The sequence below is a fragment of the Pseudoalteromonas sp. 19-MNA-CIBAN-0066 genome (assembly GCF_040308705.1).
GTDB lineage: Bacteria > Pseudomonadota > Gammaproteobacteria > Enterobacterales > Alteromonadaceae > Pseudoalteromonas > Pseudoalteromonas nigrifaciens.
The window spans coordinates 1-17573 of sequence record NZ_JBEONZ010000031.1 but is presented as its reverse complement, the minus strand read 5'-3'; the positions used below and the strand labels follow the sequence as shown (position 1 = coordinate 17573).

Below are 17573 nucleotides of genomic sequence, written 5' to 3'. Positions count from 1 at the left end.
CTTTATTTCGAGTTTAGAAAATGCCATAACAAATATCTTAACTGCCAATTTGTGAATATTTTACCCTTTTCAGCAACCTAATCCAACGGTACTCTAATTATTAATAGTGAATTTACACAATAGCAAAGCCTTGCTTACAGCTATTTTTAATAATAAACAAATATAAAACAACAATTTTGAAGGGGCTAGGCAAACAGAAATGGCAATATAAATAAAGAGATGCAAAAGTACTGCGATAAAAAAAGGTACATAAGGCTAAGTATATTAATAGTCAAATGCATAATTAATCTCGTAATAAGTTTAATATGTATTGATAGTATTTTTGTAAAATAACTAAGAGAGTGTTTGGAATAAACTTATTGATGGTTTTTAAATTATTAGCAACGCGTATAACACACATAAAAAAAGCGCTTAATAAGCGCTCTATTACTTTAATAAATACCGATACTTACACCAATACTTGACGCGTATTTGCTATAAAGTGATGTACTTCACGCTCAATTTTAGGGTCAACAGGCTCATCTGGTCGACGATCATTCGGGCAAGGCATTCTTGGCGTAGTACCAAATAAGCGACAAATTAATGGACGCTCGTCATATACAGTGCAGCCATTGGGACCAAGATGTACACAATTGAACTCGTTTAACGCCGCTTCATGCTCAGCATCTGTTTTTACCGGTAAGCGCGACATTTCCTCTGAAGACGTTGTTACTGGCCCGCAGCAGTCGTGGCATCCTTTTACGCATTCAAACGCTGGAATATTAGCGCGTAATCGTAAAATTACTTCCTGATTTTTGTACATCACTATTTATACCCTTTATTTTTGCAACGCACTGACGCGGCAACTTTACTAATTTCTCCACAACGCATCAAAGCGATGCCTAAGCCTAGAGTGGCTAGATCAGCTATAGTACGCTTTGCACTGCCCAAAAATCAAGCTAAGTTAGCATTTAGTTACGCCATAGCGCTAATATACACAGCTTATAAACTAAATATTATTTATTAAGCAGGATGAATAAAGTAGTAAGCTGGCCGTTGTTATTATTTTACTTAAACACTTTGTTACCTAAAAATACTGTTTAAAATTACTCAGCTATTTATACTAGTGCAAATGAAAAATATTTTTTGAGGTAGTTGTGCAGATCATACAAGGTATGGAGTATTTTTTTTCGGGTTTTAAATTAATTACTCAAAAGGGATTAAAGCGTTTTGTGTTTATTCCGTTGTTAATTAATATTTTACTTTTTGGTAGCTCGTTGTTTTTTTTATTTGGCTGGTTAAGCGACAGTTTTAGCTACATAAATAATATGCTACCCGAGTGGTTAAGCTGGCTTGAGTGGTTAATGTGGCCCATTGCCCTGTTAATAGTGCTGTTTAGCTACAGTATGTTATTTACTGTAATCACAAACTTTATTGCCGCACCTTTTAATGGTTTACTCAGTGAAAAAGTTGAGTTGCATTTAACAGGTCAAAAAATTAATGATGATGGCTTTGCTGAGTTATTAAAAGATGTGCCACGCATGCTTGGCCGAGAGTGGACAAAACTTTGCTATTACCTTCCCCGCGCCATTGGCTTTTTTATATTGTTATGGGTGTTGCCGGTTATAGGGCAAATACTGTGGGTGCTTTTTTCGTGTTGGATGTTTGCCGTGCAATACCAAGATTACGCGTTCGATAATCATAAAATCAGCTTTAAGCAAATGAAAACCGATTTACAAAGCAAGCAAGGTTTATCGTACGGGTTTGGTTTTGCAGTAATGTTGCTAACAGCCATTCCGTTGGTAAATTTAATTGTAATGCCTGTTGCTGTTTGTGGTGGCACCAAATTATGGGTTGATAACTTTCGCAGCCAATACCGAAATCAATAATATGAAATAAAAAATGGGTCACTTGACCCATTTTTGATTTAACCTTAACTCTGGTTATTTACTAATTCATCATTAGCTATACAAGCTTTGTGGCACTTTGGTCACATTTAAGTGCACGGTCACTTCCTCACGATCATGATATAAATGCTTAGCTTGTAACTCGTAGCTTATACCGTATTTTTCCAGCTCTGCTCTGATCATGCTTAAGCACTCGTAAACACTATCAAAGCGTTTTTTCATTGGCAGCTTTAAGTTAAAAATAAGCTCTTTAGCATATGCATTTACTGCCCAATCAATCATTAGGCTGGTTACTTTAGTTGGCTTTTCTACCATGTCGCATACTAACCAAGTAATGTTGCGTTTTTCTGGGCGATATTTAAAGCCATCGGCCCTAAAGTGCTTTACCTGCCCTGTTTGCATTAAATCATCGTTCATTGGGCCATTATCTATCGCGCTTACAAACATACCACGGCGCACTAACTGATAAGTCCAGCCACCTGGACACGCCCCTAAGTCAACACTGCGCATTCCGGCTGCAACGCGTGACTCGCGTTGTTGTTCTGGAATAAACACATTAAATGCTTCATCTAATTTTAAAGTAGAGCGGCTTGGCGCATCACTTGGCATACGTAAACGTAAAATACCCATAAAAAATGGCGAGTTATTAAAGCTATACGAGTAACCGACATAAGCGGTGTTGTTAGTTAAAAACAGTACATGCATTACTGGGCGGTTTGCTTTTGGCTCGCGCAGTACAATATTACGTTTTTCGAGGGCTTTTTTAAGGGGCGTTGATATTTTTTTACAAAAGGTTAAAAGCTCTTTGCCTTCGTTGGTATCGGGGGTTTCTACACGTAGCTCAGAGCACAAGGTAAAATCTTTAGCAGCCTCTACAACCGCCCCTACACGATCTTCTACTGGCATGTTTTCGATCAGCGTACCAGCAAACCATTGACGAGCAAACACCATGTTTTTAAAATCAACTTTTTTAATTATTTCGTCGCCATGCTGCGCGTCAAAACACTCATAAATAACATAACCGGTATTTGGTTTTGCTTTAACATAACCGGCAAAACCTTGCTCGGCAGCGTGGAACGTTATTTCAGCAGCGGCATCGTTTTCAAACCCACTACGACAGTAAATTACAACACTAGACATATTAACCCTTTAAAACTTAAATCGTGCAACTTGCACTAAAATAACAATCCAACCAATAATAAAGCATAAACCACCCAATGGGGTTATTGGGCCTAGCCACTTCATACCTGTTATGGCAAGTAAGTATAAACTGCCACTAAAAAGCAGTGTGCCCGCAATAAAAAAACCGCCAGCCCAATTGAGGTTAATACCCCACTTAATTAACACCGCCACAGCTATAAGCGCTAATCCATGCACCATTTGGTACTCAGCTGCGGTTTTAAACACACCTAATGAGTACTCCGACAGTCGGCTTTTTAAACCGTGGGCGGCAAACGCCCCTAGCATTACCGACAGCATACAAAAAAAGCTCCCGGTCATTAAAAATAATTTAATCATTTATTACTCTCTCGAATACTTATTTAACAATGCATTTTATAAAGCGCACAGCACTTTGTACTGCAGTTGCTCGATTTTGCGCCTCACTAACGCCACTTTTTTTACGCGGTTTTAGTGAATGGTCGCCATCGGGTAGCCAGCAATATTCTGGTTGCTTGGGCATTAACATAGTAGCTAGCTCCTCACGAGTACCAAACGTATCGCGCTCACCTTGTAATACCAAAAATGGGCAGCCTATATCAGCAAAGTGATCGGTGCGTAGCTTTTCAGGCTTGCCTGGCGGATGAAACGGATAGCCAAACGCTAATACACCTAAAATAGCATGCTCGCTAGTACAGGCAAGCATTGACGCCATTCGTCCCCCCATAGATTTGCCACCAATAAATAACGGCAACCCTGGCTGTGCATGGCTAAGTATTTGCTCATAGTAGCTAAGCAATTTAGGCGCGCGATCGGGTGGGCGGCGTTTATTGGTTTGTTTCGCTATTTGCATATATTCAAAATCAAATAAACCAACATCAATCCCTTGCTCACTAATGAGTTGTGCCATATTTTGCATAAACTCATGGTCGCTACCTGCCCCTGCACCATGGGCAAAAATAAACTGTGCTATAGCTGGCTGCTGTGTATTTTTAAACCATTCAATCATATTAATACTCTTGTTCTTGCTCTACTAAGCTCAGCATCCATTCTTTAAATGACACTATTTTACCCATTTCAGTTTGCGACTCGCGCAGCACTAAATAATAAGCGTTTTTACTCTCTAAACTATGATTAAACGGGATCACTAATCGTCCGGCGTCAATATCGGGCTTAGCGAGTACACTATTGCCTATAGCCACACCTTGGCCATGTACTGCGGCTTGTAACACCATAGATGAGTGACTAAAAATGGGCCCTTGGTTAACTTGCACATTACGTACACCGGCGGTTTTCATCCATGTTTTCCAATTTTTACGTGTGGTGTCGTGCAATAAGGTATGGTGCGCTAAATCACTGGGTTGATTAAGTGGCTTAATGCCATTTAATAATAGCGGGCTACATAGCGGCACTAAATACTCGGTATGTAACTTAAAAGTTTGCACCCCACTCCAATGCCCACGGCCATAATAAATAGCAACGTCGACATCGTCGGTTAAAGAGTTTTCGTCTAGATCTTGCGCTTTTATTCGCACGTCTATTTCTGGGTGTAACTCATTAAATAAACTTAATCTGGGCACTAGCCACTGAATCGCAAAGCTTGGCGTTAAGCTTACCGTTAAAGAGCCTTTCGCACCTCGTGCTAGTAATTTTTCGGTGGCGTCTATTAGTTGGGTAAATATTTCTTTTATATCGAGAAAGTAACCCTGCCCTTCTTCGGTTAATAATAGCGAGCGGTTTCTGCGTATAAATAGCTTTAAGCCCAAATGTTCTTCTAATGTTTTTATTTGATGACTTACAGCGGCTTGCGTTACATATAGCTCTTCTGCAGCTTTGGTAAAACTTAAATGACGTGCTGCTGCTTCAAAGGCTTTAAGCGCGTTTAATGGAGGGACCCGTCTTGACATGATAACCACGCTTTGAATTAGTTTTTCTTATGCATGGAATTATATATTTAAGGTGTAAAAAAAGCGACCTTAGTCGCTTTTTAAATATTACCTAATATATAGGTTATAAATTATAAATCGCTGGCACTGGTATCAAGCGGTGCGAAGCTTTTAATTAAATCATCTACAGCTTTCATTTGCGTCAAGTAGCCTTCTAATTTACTCAATGCTAGTGCACATGGGCCATCGCATTTTGCTTCATTTGGATTTGGGTGTGCTTCTATAAATAAGCCCGCAATACCAAGTGCCATACCACTGCGGGCAAGCTCTGCTGCTTGGGCGCGACGACCATCAGCCGAATCTGCACGGCCACCTGGGCGTTGTAGTGCATGGGTAGCATCAAAAATAACAGGTGCCATTACTTTCATGTCATCCATGCCGAGCATATCAACCACTAAGTTATTATATCCAAAGCTTGAACCACGCTCACACAGTGCCACGTTGTTATTACCTGCTTCGTTAAATTTAGTAATAATATGGCGCATTTCGTGTGGGGCTAAAAACTGTGGTTTTTTTACATTTATAATTGCGCCGGTTTTTGCCATAGCAACAACCAAATCTGTTTGGCGGGCTAAAAATGCCGGTAACTGAATAACGTCAACTACTTCAGCAACAGGTGCTGCTTGATGTGGTTCGTGTACGTCGGTAATTAACGGAATATTAAATGTTTTTTTAATTTCTTCAAATATTTTTAAACCCTCGTCTAAACCCGGGCCGCGGTAAGAGTTGATTGATGAGCGATTAGCTTTATCAAACGACGCTTTAAATACATAAGGGATATTTAATTTAGTGGTTACTTCTACGTAATGCTCTGCAACACGCATGGCTAAATCACGAGACTCTAATACATTAATACCGCCAAACAATACAAACGGTTTGTTGTTTGCAAGTTCTATGTCATTAATTTTAATAATTTGGTTGTTCATTTTTATTCCTTATGGTGCAACTGCTTGCATCATTAATCCACAAATATAAGCCATATAAGTACCTACGCCATAGCCAAGTACCGCTAATAATACACCTACAGGAGCAAGCGACGGGTGAAATGCAGCGGCAACAACGGGTGCAGATGCCGCGCCGCCTACGTTGGCTTGTGAGCCTACCGCCATATAAAATAACGGTGCTTTAATTAGTTTAGCTACAATTAACATTAAGCTCGCATGGGTAAGCATCCATATAATGCCAATTACAAAATACATTGGTGTTTCAAAAATCGCCGTTATATTCATGTGTAAGCCGATTGATGCAACCAAAATATACAAAAATGTAGAAGCAACTTTCGACGCGCCAAACGATTCTATATGGCGTACTTTAGTAAACGATAAACTAATACCAATAGTGGTTGAGATCACGATTAACCAAAAAAACTTACTGTTTAAGCTGTACTCTTGTGCCCATGGGAAATTAGCACCAAAGTAAGGGCCTAAAAAGTCAGCACAAAAATGTGCCAAGCCGGTAATACCAAAGGCAATGGCAATAATCATCATATAATCGTTAAGCGTTGGCATGCGCGCATGCTCAGCATGATATTTTTCAACCCGGTTTTTAAGATCTTCAATGGCGCTGGTATCGGCACCTGTTCTTGCATCAATGGCTTTATGATTAGCTGCCATTAATAATAAAACGGCCATCCATAAGTTAGCAACAATGACATCTACCGTCACCATGGCCGAAAATATATCACCGCCAACTTCAAACATTTCTTTCATTGATGCTTGATTAGCACCGCCACCAATCCAGCTACCTGCTACTGTGGTCATACCGCGCCATACGGCATCGGGGCCATGTCCGCCAATTGCTTCTGGGTACACTGCACTCATAATTAAAATAGCTAAAGGGCCACCAATAACAATACCAGTAGTACCGGTTAAAAACATAATGAGTGCTTTGGGGCCTAAGTTTATAATGGCTTTTAAATCAATACTTATAGTCAGCAGTATTAAACACGCTGGCAATAAGTAGCGTGACGCTACGTAATATACGTTTGATTTATTACCATCAACAATACCAAAGGTATTAAGTAATGAGGGCAAAAAGTAACATAACAGTAAAGCGGGTACATATTTATAAAATGCTTTAAAACCTGGGTGCTGGCTGTTAGAGGTTTTAAACACAAACCCTAAAATAATAGCCAGTAAACCAAGTACCACAGCATCGTTAGTAATTAATGCAGTTTGGGCTTCAACCATAGTTATTCCTATTTTTAATGGTGAGTTTTATTATTATTGTCTTCTAGTTCTTCTATTTGGTGTTGAATAATCTCTATTGCAGGATCGTCTGGGCATTCATCTACAAAAAACTGTAAATCGTCACGTGCCATTTTAGGGCAACCTAATTGATTGAGTAAATACCCTCTGTCGCGTCGCTCATAAGGGTCGTCACCAATTATATCCATCAGCATTTCGACGCAGTTTAACGCATGACCAAATTTATTTTCGCTAATAAACGACCACTTTTGCTGGGCTAAAAATAATTTATATACTTCGTCGTCAAAAATAAGCTCAAGTGGCTCTTGCTCTTGGGCATTATCTTCATCAACGTTTTCAGGAATGATATACCAGCTTTGTTGGCCGCTGCTTGGCTCAATGGTATAGCCTTCTTCATCACTCATAGCTACATGTATACCAATATCACCTTGGGTAATACTTACACAAGCGTCTAGTTTGGCATGTTGTAAAAAATGGCTGAGTAAAATAGCAAGTGTTGTTGGTGAACCACTGCGCATAGTTAATGTATAGCTTATGCAATTTAATTTGTACTCTGGCACTTTTAAGCTAGAAGCACTAAACAGCCATTCACTATAAAAGCGATCTAATAGCTTATCTAAACGCACATGCTCGTCAGATGTTTGCAGACACAAAGCATCTATTTCCTGTTCAAAGGAAGTTAAAATTTCATAGCTAGGCGTTAAGTCAATCTGAGGGTCCCATTTAGATTCGGCTTGAATACAACGATAAATCGCCGGTGGCAAAAAATCATCATAAGCTTCATCAAAATAAGAATCATCGTGTTCATCAAACCCGAGGGTGGTCATTCATACTACAACATTTTAGAAAACGAAGGCGTAGTTTACTACTTTTTAAGCTAGATACCAATGTAGAGGGGCTTGAATGTGAACTTATGTTTAGAAATAGTTGAGCTTTGTACACAATTATACAAAGCTCAATTGGGCTAATTATTACTTATAAAAGCAGTGCCGACTTAGCGGTTGCTAAATAACCGATAGCTAAAATAACCAAAGTGTTAAAAATGGTATATGCTACTTTTGGTGCTGTTTTTGTTTGTTTTGAGCTAACAATACCAACGGCAATATAAATAACCACTAGCACTATCTTTTCTAGTAACCAATATTGCTCAAACGGATTAATTTTAGCGATCCCCATTAGCATTAATGCTGAAACAAGTAACAAAGTGTCTATGCCGTGGCTGCCAATAAACACCAGTTTATTTTTTGCCAACTTACCACTACCCATGCGTGAAAATGAGCGTACATAAAATAAAATTACACTCAACATCGCAATAGCCATGTGTGAATGTTTAACTGCTAAATAATCCATAGTTTTAATACTTCTGTTTAGTTAAATGTTTTTATTTTTAAAAACGAATAAGCAGTGCAAATATTACACTGCTGTAATTTAGTTTAAGAGCACTGTGCAAGTGTAACGCGATCGTTATTGCCTAAGTCTTTCACTGTTTTAATATTTATAAACCCCATTTGTGCAAAAAATTGGCTAACCGCACCACTTTGCTCAAAACTATGTTCGATCAAAAGATAACCTTTAGCGTGAAGATAGTCACGTGATTGGGTAATTATTTGTTTTATATCAGCCAGTCCATCATCATCTGCAACAAGTGCTGAGAGCGGTTCAAAGCGCACATCACCTTGCTTGAGGTGTATATCGGTTGTTTCTATATACGGCGGATTAGATACAATTAAATGAAACTTTTCGCCATTAAGCGCGCTAAACCAATTACTTTGCTTTACTTGCACATTATTAATGGCTAATCGCTGCTGGTTACGTGTAGCAAGTGCAACAGCATCAGCTACTCTATCTACTGCGGTAATTTGCCAAGTGGGCATTTCGCTCCCCAGTGCTAACGCGATTGCGCCAGTCCCTGTGCCTAAATCGAGCACCTTTGCATTACTTGGCACCGCCATTTCAAGCGCTTGCTCTACTAAGGTTTCGGTATCTGGACGCGGTATTAAAGTGGTGGCATTAACCTCTAGCGATAAACTCCAAAATTCACGTTGCCCTGTAATATGTGCAACTGGCTCGCCATTTAAACGCCTTTGGCAAAATGTATCAAATTGCTGCTGTTGCTCTGTACTAAGCGTGCTTTCTGGCCAAGTAAAAAGATAACTGTGAGGTTTTTGCAATATATGCAGTAGTAAAACTTGCGCGTCTAATTTAGCGCTTTCGCTGCTAGGTGCTAATAAATTAGCGCCTGCAGCAATTGCTTGTTCGAGGGTTTGGGTCACTATTATTACTCATCGCCCATGGCCGCTAGTAAGTCGGCCTGATGCTCTTGCATTAATGGCTCTACAATACAGCTTAAATCACCGGCTACCACTTCGTTTAAGCGATATAGGGTTAAGTTAATACGGTGATCGGTAATACGACCTTGTGGATAGTTATAAGTACGAATACGCTCAGAGCGATCGCCACTGCCTACTAAGTTACGACGCTCAGAGGCTTCTGCTGCATCGCGCTTTTCGTCTTCAGCTTGTTGCAAACGCGCTGCAAGTACCGACATAGCTTTAGCACGGTTTTTATGTTGCGAGCGCTGATCCTGACACTCTACAACCACACCGGTAGGTATATGGGTAATACGAATAGCAGAATCGGTTTTATTTACGTGCTGACCACCCGCGCCTGATGCACGAAACGTATCAACTTTAAGATCGGCCGAATTAATTTCAATTGCCTCAGCTTCTGGTACTTCAGCCATTACCGCAACCGTACACGCAGAGGTATGAACTCGACCTTGCGATTCGGTTTCTGGTACACGTTGTACACGATGCACGCCAGATTCAAATTTCAGCTGACCAAAAACGCCTTCACCACTAATATTAGCAATTATTTCTTTATAGCCGCCGTGCTCACCTTCGTTGGTGGTCACCACATCTACTTTCCATTTTTTAGTTTCGGCATAACGGCTGTACATTCTAAATAAGTCGCCGGCAAATATAGCCGCTTCGTCGCCACCAGTGCCCGCTCGCACTTCTAAATACACGTTATTATTGTCTTTAGGATCTTTTGGCAGCATTAATACTTGAATTTCATCTTCTATGGTCAGTATTTGTGCTTTAGCTTCTTTGTATTCTTCTTGCGCCATTTCACGTATATCTGGGTCTGAATCTTTCAGCATTTCTTCTGCGCTTATTACATCTTGTTGCGCTTGTTGGTAGCTTAAAAACGTTTTTACTACCTCTTCTAAATCTGAGTATTCTTTAGAAAGTGCACGAAAGCGGTTTTGATCACGAATGACCGATGGGTCGCTTAGTAGCGCTTGTACTTCTTCATAACGCTCAACTAAGATTTCTAACTTATGATAAACGGATTCTTTCATTAACTGCTATTCCTGATCAATACCTAACATTTTTTTCAATTGGTTTAACTGAGCCACTTCACCTTTTTTCGCTGCATCTTGAATAGCACGGGTAGGCGCGTGCATTAAGCGGTTGGTTAACTTATTGGCCAGCTCTAAAATAACTTTTTCGGCATCTTTACCTGTATTGAGCTGACTCACTGCTCGCTCTACAAGTTCGGACTTTATTGTTTGTACATCGTTTCGATAGTGGCGAATTAAATCCACCGAATCGAGTGAGCGTATCCACATTAAAAACTCTTTAGTGCGCTCGGTAATAATAACTTCAGCCTGCTCAGCGGCTTCTTCTCGGGCACTCATATTCTCGCTAACAATGGTTTGTAAGTCATCAACAGAATATAAATAAGCATCGTCAAGTTCACCCACTTGGCTTTCAATATCGCGAGGAACCGCAATATCAATAAACAACATAGGCTTATAACGACGCTGTTTAAGTGCTTGCTCCACCACACCCTTACCAATAATAGGCAGTGTGCTGGCGGTAGAACTAATAACAATATCGGCTTTATGTAAACGCTCAGGTAGCTGAGCAAGTGCAATTACATCACCCGATACTTGATCCGCTAAACTACGTGCACGCTCAAGGGTTCTGTTCGCAACCGTAATGTTTTGCGGCTCATTTTGGTACAAATGTTTGGCTACTAGCTCAATTGTTTCACCGGCACCAATGAGAAGTACATTGGTTTTATCGAGCTTGCCATAAATATGTTTAGCTAAATTAACCGCCGCATAAGCAACCGACACTGCACTGGCACCAATGTTGGTTTCAGTACGTACTTGCTTAGCAACTGAAAACGTTTTTTGAAATAATCTATCAAACGTCACGCCCACAGCATTATGAGTTTTAGCACTGTTATACGCTTGCTTTATTTGCCCCAAAATTTGCGGCTCGCCCAGTACGAGTGAATCTAGGCCACAGGCTACGCGCATTAAGTGATTTATAGCATCACTACCTTCATGGCAGTAAATGTTTTTACTCAGTTCATGTTCATCCAAACCATGGAAACTAGATAACCACTGCAACAGTGTTTGGGAATTTTGCTGTGCAAGGCTACAATACACTTCAGTTCGATTACAGGTGGAAACAATCACTGCCTCATTAAAATGGGCGTGGCCACTTAATTGCTGTAGCGCCTCTGAAATTTGCTCAGGGGAAAAAGCCACTTTTTCACGTAATTCTACGGGAGCGGTTTTGTGATTAATACCAAGTGCGATTATGGTCATATTTGCCAAATATTGATGAGCCCTACTTTAAAGGCCGCAATTTTATCAAAAATCTCAGGAATATGGAAAGTAAGGAGCAACATTTGATTCGACAATATTTTATTTTAGCTATGTTTTTCTTGTTTTTAGCCGGCTGCGCTCAAAAAAGAAACTTAGAAACAACCACTTACGAAAACTGGAAAACACATCTTGCTGAGCAAAGTATTTGGCAAGTAGAAGGTAAACTTGCTTTTATTAGCCCCGATGAGCGCCAATCTGCAAACTTAAACTGGCAACAGAGCCAAAATAACAATAATTTAGTGCTCACCACTTTTATTGGTACACGTATATTGTCACTCAAACAAACTGCAAATACGGCAGAACTAAACTATGATGGCGAGCAGTATTTTGACACCAATGCAACGGCATTACTAAAACGTTTAACCGGTTTTGCTTTACCGGTAAATAACGCCGACAGTTGGTTAAAAGGCACCATTGATGACCAAACTTTAAAGGTTGATCAATTAGGCCGCGCTAAAAGCGTATTATGGTTTGATAGTACAGGTAAAAAATGGCAAATTGAGTACGCTAGCTTTGTGCAAAAAAGCGGCTACTGGCTACCCAACAGACTGACCTTAACCCATCAAAAAATTAAAATTAAAATTCAACTCTACGATTGGCAGTTTAATTAACCATGAATAATATCACTTCATTTTCACTTATTGCGCCGGCAAAGCTCAATCTTTTTTTACATATTAATGGCCGCCGAGATGACGGTTACCATGAACTAGAAACCCTGTTTACGTTTTTAAATTATGGCGACGAACTTAGTTTTGAGTTAAGCGATTTACCTGCAATTATTGTTACCGGCGACACAAATGGCATAGCCACAACCGACAACCTTATCTATAAAGCGGCTTTATTATTGCAAACACAGTGCAAAACAAAGCAAGGCGTGAAAATAAATTTAATTAAACGTTTGCCAATGGGCGGCGGTGTTGGCGGTGGATCATCAGACGCTGCCAGCACATTATTAGCCTTAAATAAGTTGTGGAAAACAGCCCTCAGTTTAGATGAATTAGCTCATTTAGGCTTACAACTAGGTGCCGATGTACCCGTATTCATACATGGTAAAAGCGCCATAGCGCATGGGATTGGTGAGCAATTAGAACAAGTAATGCTTGAGCAAAAGTGGTATTGTGTGGTCTTCCCTAATCAACATGTAAGTACTGCTAAAATATTTACTCATCCTGAACTAAAACGCGACACGCCAAAAATTTCAGGAGACTGGCAACAGCATATTTTAACTAACGATTGCGAATCTTTAGTGAAAAAGCTGTGTCCCGAGGTTGAAAAAACCCTGCAGTGGTTGCTAAAATACGCTCCATCAAAGATGACCGGAACAGGTTCATGTTGTTTTGTAGAATTTGCTACGCAAGTTCAAGCACAAGATGTACTTGCTAATCTCCCCCATACTTGGCAGGGGTTTATCGCATCAAGCGTTAATACTTCTCCCGCTCATACGGAGTTAGCCGCCATATTTGATTGAAGTAACGTACAAGTAGTCATAAGTTAACACGCAGTGGTTTAATTATTGCCTGTTAGTCCAAAAATTCAGTGCCTGAGGAACCCTACCGTGCCTGACATGAAGCTCTTCGCTGGTAACGCAACACCTGAGTTAGCTCAAAAAGTTGCAAAACGTTTATATATTGAATTAGGCGATGCTGTTGTTGGCCGTTTTAGCGACGGTGAGATCAGTGTTCAAATTAATGAGAATGTTCGTGGATCGGATGTTTTCATCTTACAATCAACCTGTGCCCCTACAAACGATAACCTTATGGAACTTATCGTTATGGTTGATGCTCTACGTCGTGCATCTGCCGGTCGTATTACTGCCGTTATTCCTTATTTTGGTTATGCTCGTCAAGATCGTCGTGTACGTTCTGCCCGTGTACCCATTACCGCTAAAGTCGTTGCCGATTTCTTATCTAGTGTAGGTGTTGACCGCGTTCTTACGGTTGATTTACACGCTGAGCAAATCCAAGGCTTCTTTGATGTACCTGTAGATAACGTATTTGGTAGCCCTGTTTTACTTGAAGATATGAAAGCACGTCATTTTGACGACGTTGTTGTTGTATCTCCAGATATTGGTGGCGTTGTACGTGCGCGTGCTATTGCAAAACTACTAAACGATACCGATTTAGCTATTATTGATAAACGTCGCCCACAGGCAAACGTTTCTCAAGTGATGCATATTATTGGTGATGTTGAAGGTCGTGATTGTATTATCGTTGATGATATGATTGATACCGGCGGTACATTATGTAAAGCAGCTGAAGCACTTAAAGAACACGGTGCTAAGCGCGTATTTGCATATGCTACTCACCCTATTCTTTCGGGAAAAGCGGCTGAAAACTTGCGCAATTCAGTGATTGACGAAGTTATTGTAACTGACTCTATTCCACTGTCTGCAGAGCTTAAAGCACTAAATATTGTTAAAGTACTTACACTTGCCGACATGCTTGCAGAAACTATTCGTCGTATTAGTAACGAAGAGTCTATCTCAGCAATGTTTGAGCATTAATTAAAGATCTACTTTAGCGAAGCTAAGTAACTTTAATTTTAAAAAGCGCCTTTTGGCGCTTTTTTCGTAACTGTTATATATTTTGCTGGGGGGCGATGTTATGATAGCGCGCCTTTTGGCTAGGGACCTTGGTCGCAAAGGCCCTATACTTTTAATTATTGGAAACTATTATGTCAAACAAAACTTATGTATATAACGCAGAACTTCGCGAGCAAACTGGTACTGGTGCGAGCCGCCGCCTACGTCGCGAAGACAAAGTGCCTGCTATCGTTTACGGCGCAAACAAAGAAGCTACTTCAATCACTTTAGATCATAAAGATGTGATTAAAGCTCAAGAAAGCGAAGGTTTTTACACGCAAATTCTTACACTTAACATTGGCGGCGAGTCTGTTGAAACTATCCTAAAAGATATTCAACGTCACCCTTTCAAGCCTAAAGTTACACACCTTGATTTCCAACGTATCGATGCAAACCAAAAGCTACATACTATTGTTCCAATCCACTTTGTTGGTGAAGACGTTGTAGAAAAACTTGGTACAACTGTTGTTCGTCAGTTAACTGAAATCGAAATTTCTTGTTTCCCTAAAGCAATCCCTGATTTCGTAACAGTAGATGTTTCAAAATTAGTTGCAGGCGATTCTCTACATATTTCTGATGTTGCATTACCAGCTGGCGTTTCATCAATAGATTTAGCAAAAGGTCCTGGTCACGATCAGTCTATCCTAATTGTTAAAGCTAACAAATCAGCTCCAACTGAAGATGAAGCTGAAGACGCTGCAGAATAATATTTAAGGCTTAACACCTTGAATTCTATTCAAATGCTTGTGGGCCTGGCTAATCCAGGCCCCGAATACGCAAACACACGCCACAATGCAGGTGCTTGGTTCATTGAGCAACTCGCTGCACGCTATAACTGCACTCTAAAACACGATCCTAAATATCACGGCCTTACAGGTAAAGTGATTATTCAAGATCAAGAATTCAAATTATTGATCCCCACTACTTATATGAACTTAAGTGGTAAAGCGGTCGGTAGTTTAGCTAATTTTTTCAAAATTCCTGTGGAAAGCATTTTAGTTGCCCACGATGAATTAGACTTAGAACCTGGCGTTGCCAAATTAAAGAAAGGCGGCGGACACGGCGGTCATAATGGCTTAAAAGACATTATTGCAAAAATGGCAAATCAAAAAGACTTTATGCGCTTGCGCATTGGTGTAGGTCATCCGGGGCATCGTGAAATGGTAACTGGTTGGGTGCTAGGAAAAGCGGCCAAAGCAGACCAAGAAAAAATGGATGCTGCCATTGATGAAGCGGTACGCTGCATGGAAATACTTGCAAAAGATGGTGTGTTAAAAGCACAAAACAGACTACATTCGTTTAAACCCTAGTAACTTGGGTACAAGTTCGCCGTTTAAACGAATCTAAACAAGGTATCTTACTATGGGTTTTAAATGTGGCATTGTTGGCTTGCCTAATGTGGGTAAATCGACACTTTTTAATGCATTAACAAAAGCGGGTATTGAAGCCGCTAACTTTCCTTTTTGTACCATTGAGCCTAATACAGGTGTGGTACCAGTGCCTGATCCTCGCCTAGACGCACTTGCTAAAATTGTAAACCCACAGCGCATTCTTACAACAAGTATGGAGTTTGTAGATATTGCCGGTTTAGTAAAAGGCGCATCTAAAGGTGAAGGTCTTGGTAACCAGTTTTTAGCTAATATTCGTGAAACTGACGCCATTGGCCACGTAGTTCGCTGTTTTAATGATGATAATATTATTCACGTAGCTGGCACTATTGACCCTGCTGATGATATTGACGTTATAAACACTGAATTAGTGCTTGCCGATATGGACAGCGCTGAAAAAGCATCGTTCCGTAATGCTAAAAAAGCTAAAGGTGGCGATAAAGACGCAAAAGAGCAAAATGCAGTACTTGAAAAAGTAAAAGTACACCTTGATGAAGGCTTAACATTACGTTCTTTAGAGTTAACTAAAGAAGAAAAAGCAGCTATCAGCTCTATTAACTTTTTAACTATCAAACCAACAATGTATATTGCTAACGTTGCTGAAGATGGTTTTGAAAACAACCCATACCTTGATGTTGTACGCGCTATTGCCGCAGCAGAAGATGCGATTGTTGTTCCTGTATGTGCTGCTATTGAATCTGAGCTTTCTGAGCTAGATGAAGAAGACAAGCTTGAGTTTATGGCTGATCTTGGTTTAGAAGAGCCAGGCCTTAACCTTGTTATTCGTGGTGGCTATGAATTACTGCAATTACAAACCTACTTTACAGCAGGCGTAAAAGAAGTACGCGCATGGACTATTCCTGTAGGTGCAACTGCGCCACAAGCAGCAGGTAAAATTCATACCGACTTTGAGCGTGGCTTTATTCGCGCACAAACGATTGCTTTTGACGACTTTATTGCCTTTAAGGGTGAGAGCGGCGCAAAAGAAGCAGGTAAAATGCGCCAAGAAGGTAAAGAGTACATTGTAAAAGACGGCGATGTAATGAACTTCTTGTTCAACGTATAAATATACATTACCCAAATTTAGTGTGGTGATGATTTTAAAGGCTCGTTTTTACGAGCCTTTTTTATTTCTTTAATACCTGCTGTGGTTTTTTAACGTCTGTATTTGTTTAGCAAAATTGAAGAACTGCGAATAAGTTTAAGTTTAGTGTTTTTAATGCAGCTAAAAAAACAGCATTTATGCTAAATTTTAGCCGCTTAGCTTACTTTTCCTGCAAACAAACCAAGTTAAGTGTTTTTTTGCAAAAAAGGTGTTGACGAATTTGGGCCATATCAGCATAATACGCCCCGCACTCAGCGATGAAGTGCTAACGAAAAAATATGGCTAAGTAGCTCAGCTGGTTAGAGCACATCACTCATAATGATGGGGTCACAGGTTCAAATCCCGTCTTAGCCACCATTATTTTTTTGTTACTCAATGAAGAGTTTAAAATAACTACCTAGTGTTTAATTACACAAAGTAATGCGGGAGTGGCGGAATTGGTAGACGCGCTGGATTTAGGTTCCAGTATCTTAGGATGTGAGAGTTCAAGTCTCTCCTTCCGCACCATTCTTGATAAGAATTAAAACTATCAATTGTTTTTGTTGGGATATCGCCAAGCGGTAAGGCACCAGGTTTTGATCCTGGCATTCCCAGGTTCAAATCCTGGTATCCCAG

At 40.1% G+C, this 17573-nt stretch carries 19 protein-coding genes and 3 tRNA genes; 10 read left to right on the top strand and 12 right to left on the bottom strand.

Annotated features, from left to right (window positions below; genetic code table 11):
* Positions 1 to 448: 448 nt before the first annotated feature.
* Complete coding sequence (locus AAEZ18_RS14880; protein WP_011327756.1) at positions 449 to 802, bottom strand: YkgJ family cysteine cluster protein; 354 nt, start codon at positions 800 to 802, stop codon at positions 449 to 451.
* 352 nt (positions 803 to 1154) lie between these two features.
* Between AAEZ18_RS14880 and cysZ the strand changes: the two genes are divergently transcribed.
* Positions 1155 to 1868, top strand: a complete 714-nt coding sequence (cysZ, locus tag AAEZ18_RS14875) for a sulfate transporter CysZ (RefSeq protein WP_172459247.1) — start codon at positions 1155 to 1157, stop codon at positions 1866 to 1868.
* Between the two features lie 72 nt (positions 1869 to 1940).
* Here cysZ and rlmM read toward each other — a convergent pair whose 3' ends face one another.
* The 11 genes from rlmM to hemA form a co-directional block, all read right to left on the bottom strand.
* Positions 1941 to 3026: a 23S rRNA (cytidine(2498)-2'-O)-methyltransferase RlmM gene (gene rlmM, locus AAEZ18_RS14870; protein ID WP_011327753.1), complete on the bottom strand. Its 1086-nt coding sequence runs from the start codon at positions 3024 to 3026 to the stop codon at positions 1941 to 1943.
* 9 nt (positions 3027 to 3035) lie between these two features.
* Positions 3036 to 3404, bottom strand: a complete 369-nt coding sequence (locus tag AAEZ18_RS14865) for a DUF423 domain-containing protein (protein WP_041454382.1) — start codon at positions 3402 to 3404, stop codon at positions 3036 to 3038.
* Positions 3405 to 3423: 19 nt separating this feature from the next.
* Positions 3424 to 4053 (bottom strand): alpha/beta family hydrolase, encoded by a 630-nt coding sequence (locus AAEZ18_RS14860; protein ID WP_089367977.1) that lies wholly within the window; start codon positions 4051 to 4053, stop codon positions 3424 to 3426.
* A 1-nt stretch (position 4054) separates the two neighbouring features.
* Positions 4055 to 4951: a transcriptional regulator GcvA gene (locus tag AAEZ18_RS14855; protein WP_011327750.1), complete on the bottom strand. Its 897-nt coding sequence runs from the start codon at positions 4949 to 4951 to the stop codon at positions 4055 to 4057.
* A 110-nt stretch (positions 4952 to 5061) separates the two neighbouring features.
* On the bottom strand, positions 5062 to 5916 hold the full coding sequence (gene kdsA, locus AAEZ18_RS14850) for a 3-deoxy-8-phosphooctulonate synthase (RefSeq protein ID WP_011327749.1): 855 nt from the start codon (positions 5914 to 5916) through the stop codon (positions 5062 to 5064).
* A gap of 9 nt (positions 5917 to 5925) precedes the next feature.
* Complete coding sequence (locus AAEZ18_RS14845) at positions 5926 to 7179, bottom strand: DUF819 family protein (protein WP_011327748.1); 1254 nt, start codon at positions 7177 to 7179, stop codon at positions 5926 to 5928.
* A gap of 14 nt (positions 7180 to 7193) precedes the next feature.
* Entirely contained in the window at positions 7194 to 8024 is an 831-nt protein-coding gene (locus AAEZ18_RS14840; protein ID WP_011327747.1) for a tetratricopeptide repeat protein, read from the bottom strand.
* A 148-nt stretch (positions 8025 to 8172) separates the two neighbouring features.
* The gene (locus AAEZ18_RS14835) at positions 8173 to 8547 is read right to left on the bottom strand and encodes a SirB2 family protein (protein WP_011327746.1); all 375 of its coding nucleotides are present in this window, start codon (positions 8545 to 8547) and stop codon (positions 8173 to 8175) included.
* A gap of 83 nt (positions 8548 to 8630) precedes the next feature.
* Positions 8631 to 9470: a peptide chain release factor N(5)-glutamine methyltransferase gene (gene prmC, locus AAEZ18_RS14830; protein WP_350595075.1), complete on the bottom strand. Its 840-nt coding sequence runs from the start codon at positions 9468 to 9470 to the stop codon at positions 8631 to 8633.
* Between the two features lie 5 nt (positions 9471 to 9475).
* Positions 9476 to 10561, bottom strand: coding sequence for a peptide chain release factor 1 (prfA, locus tag AAEZ18_RS14825; protein ID WP_011327744.1), 1086 nt, complete (start codon positions 10559 to 10561; stop codon positions 9476 to 9478).
* Positions 10562 to 10567: 6 nt separating this feature from the next.
* The gene (hemA, locus tag AAEZ18_RS14820) at positions 10568 to 11824 is read right to left on the bottom strand and encodes a glutamyl-tRNA reductase (protein ID WP_041454381.1); all 1257 of its coding nucleotides are present in this window, start codon (positions 11822 to 11824) and stop codon (positions 10568 to 10570) included.
* A gap of 83 nt (positions 11825 to 11907) precedes the next feature.
* Here hemA and lolB point away from each other — a divergent pair, with 83 nt between their 5' ends.
* From lolB to AAEZ18_RS14775, 9 genes are all read left to right on the top strand, one after another.
* The gene (lolB, locus tag AAEZ18_RS14815; protein ID WP_179808149.1) at positions 11908 to 12495 is read left to right on the top strand and encodes a lipoprotein insertase outer membrane protein LolB; all 588 of its coding nucleotides are present in this window, start codon (positions 11908 to 11910) and stop codon (positions 12493 to 12495) included.
* 2 nt (positions 12496 to 12497) lie between these two features.
* A complete protein-coding gene (gene ispE / locus AAEZ18_RS14810) occupies positions 12498 to 13352 on the top strand; it encodes a 4-(cytidine 5'-diphospho)-2-C-methyl-D-erythritol kinase (RefSeq protein ID WP_089367976.1) in 855 nt (284 codons plus the stop codon).
* 87 nt (positions 13353 to 13439) lie between these two features.
* The gene (locus tag AAEZ18_RS14805; RefSeq protein ID WP_011327740.1) at positions 13440 to 14387 is read left to right on the top strand and encodes a ribose-phosphate pyrophosphokinase; all 948 of its coding nucleotides are present in this window, start codon (positions 13440 to 13442) and stop codon (positions 14385 to 14387) included.
* Positions 14388 to 14557: 170 nt separating this feature from the next.
* Positions 14558 to 15172: a 50S ribosomal protein L25/general stress protein Ctc gene (locus AAEZ18_RS14800; protein ID WP_011327739.1), complete on the top strand. Its 615-nt coding sequence runs from the start codon at positions 14558 to 14560 to the stop codon at positions 15170 to 15172.
* Between the two features lie 18 nt (positions 15173 to 15190).
* Positions 15191 to 15775, top strand: coding sequence for an aminoacyl-tRNA hydrolase (gene pth / locus AAEZ18_RS14795; protein ID WP_011327738.1), 585 nt, complete (start codon positions 15191 to 15193; stop codon positions 15773 to 15775).
* Positions 15776 to 15827: 52 nt separating this feature from the next.
* Complete coding sequence (gene ychF / locus AAEZ18_RS14790; protein WP_011327737.1) at positions 15828 to 16919, top strand: redox-regulated ATPase YchF; 1092 nt, start codon at positions 15828 to 15830, stop codon at positions 16917 to 16919.
* Between the two features lie 319 nt (positions 16920 to 17238).
* Positions 17239 to 17315: transfer RNA gene (locus AAEZ18_RS14785), tRNA-Met, on the top strand.
* A gap of 65 nt (positions 17316 to 17380) precedes the next feature.
* Positions 17381 to 17465 (top strand) — tRNA-Leu (locus AAEZ18_RS14780).
* Positions 17466 to 17501: 36 nt separating this feature from the next.
* A tRNA-Gln gene (locus tag AAEZ18_RS14775) sits at positions 17502 to 17573 on the top strand.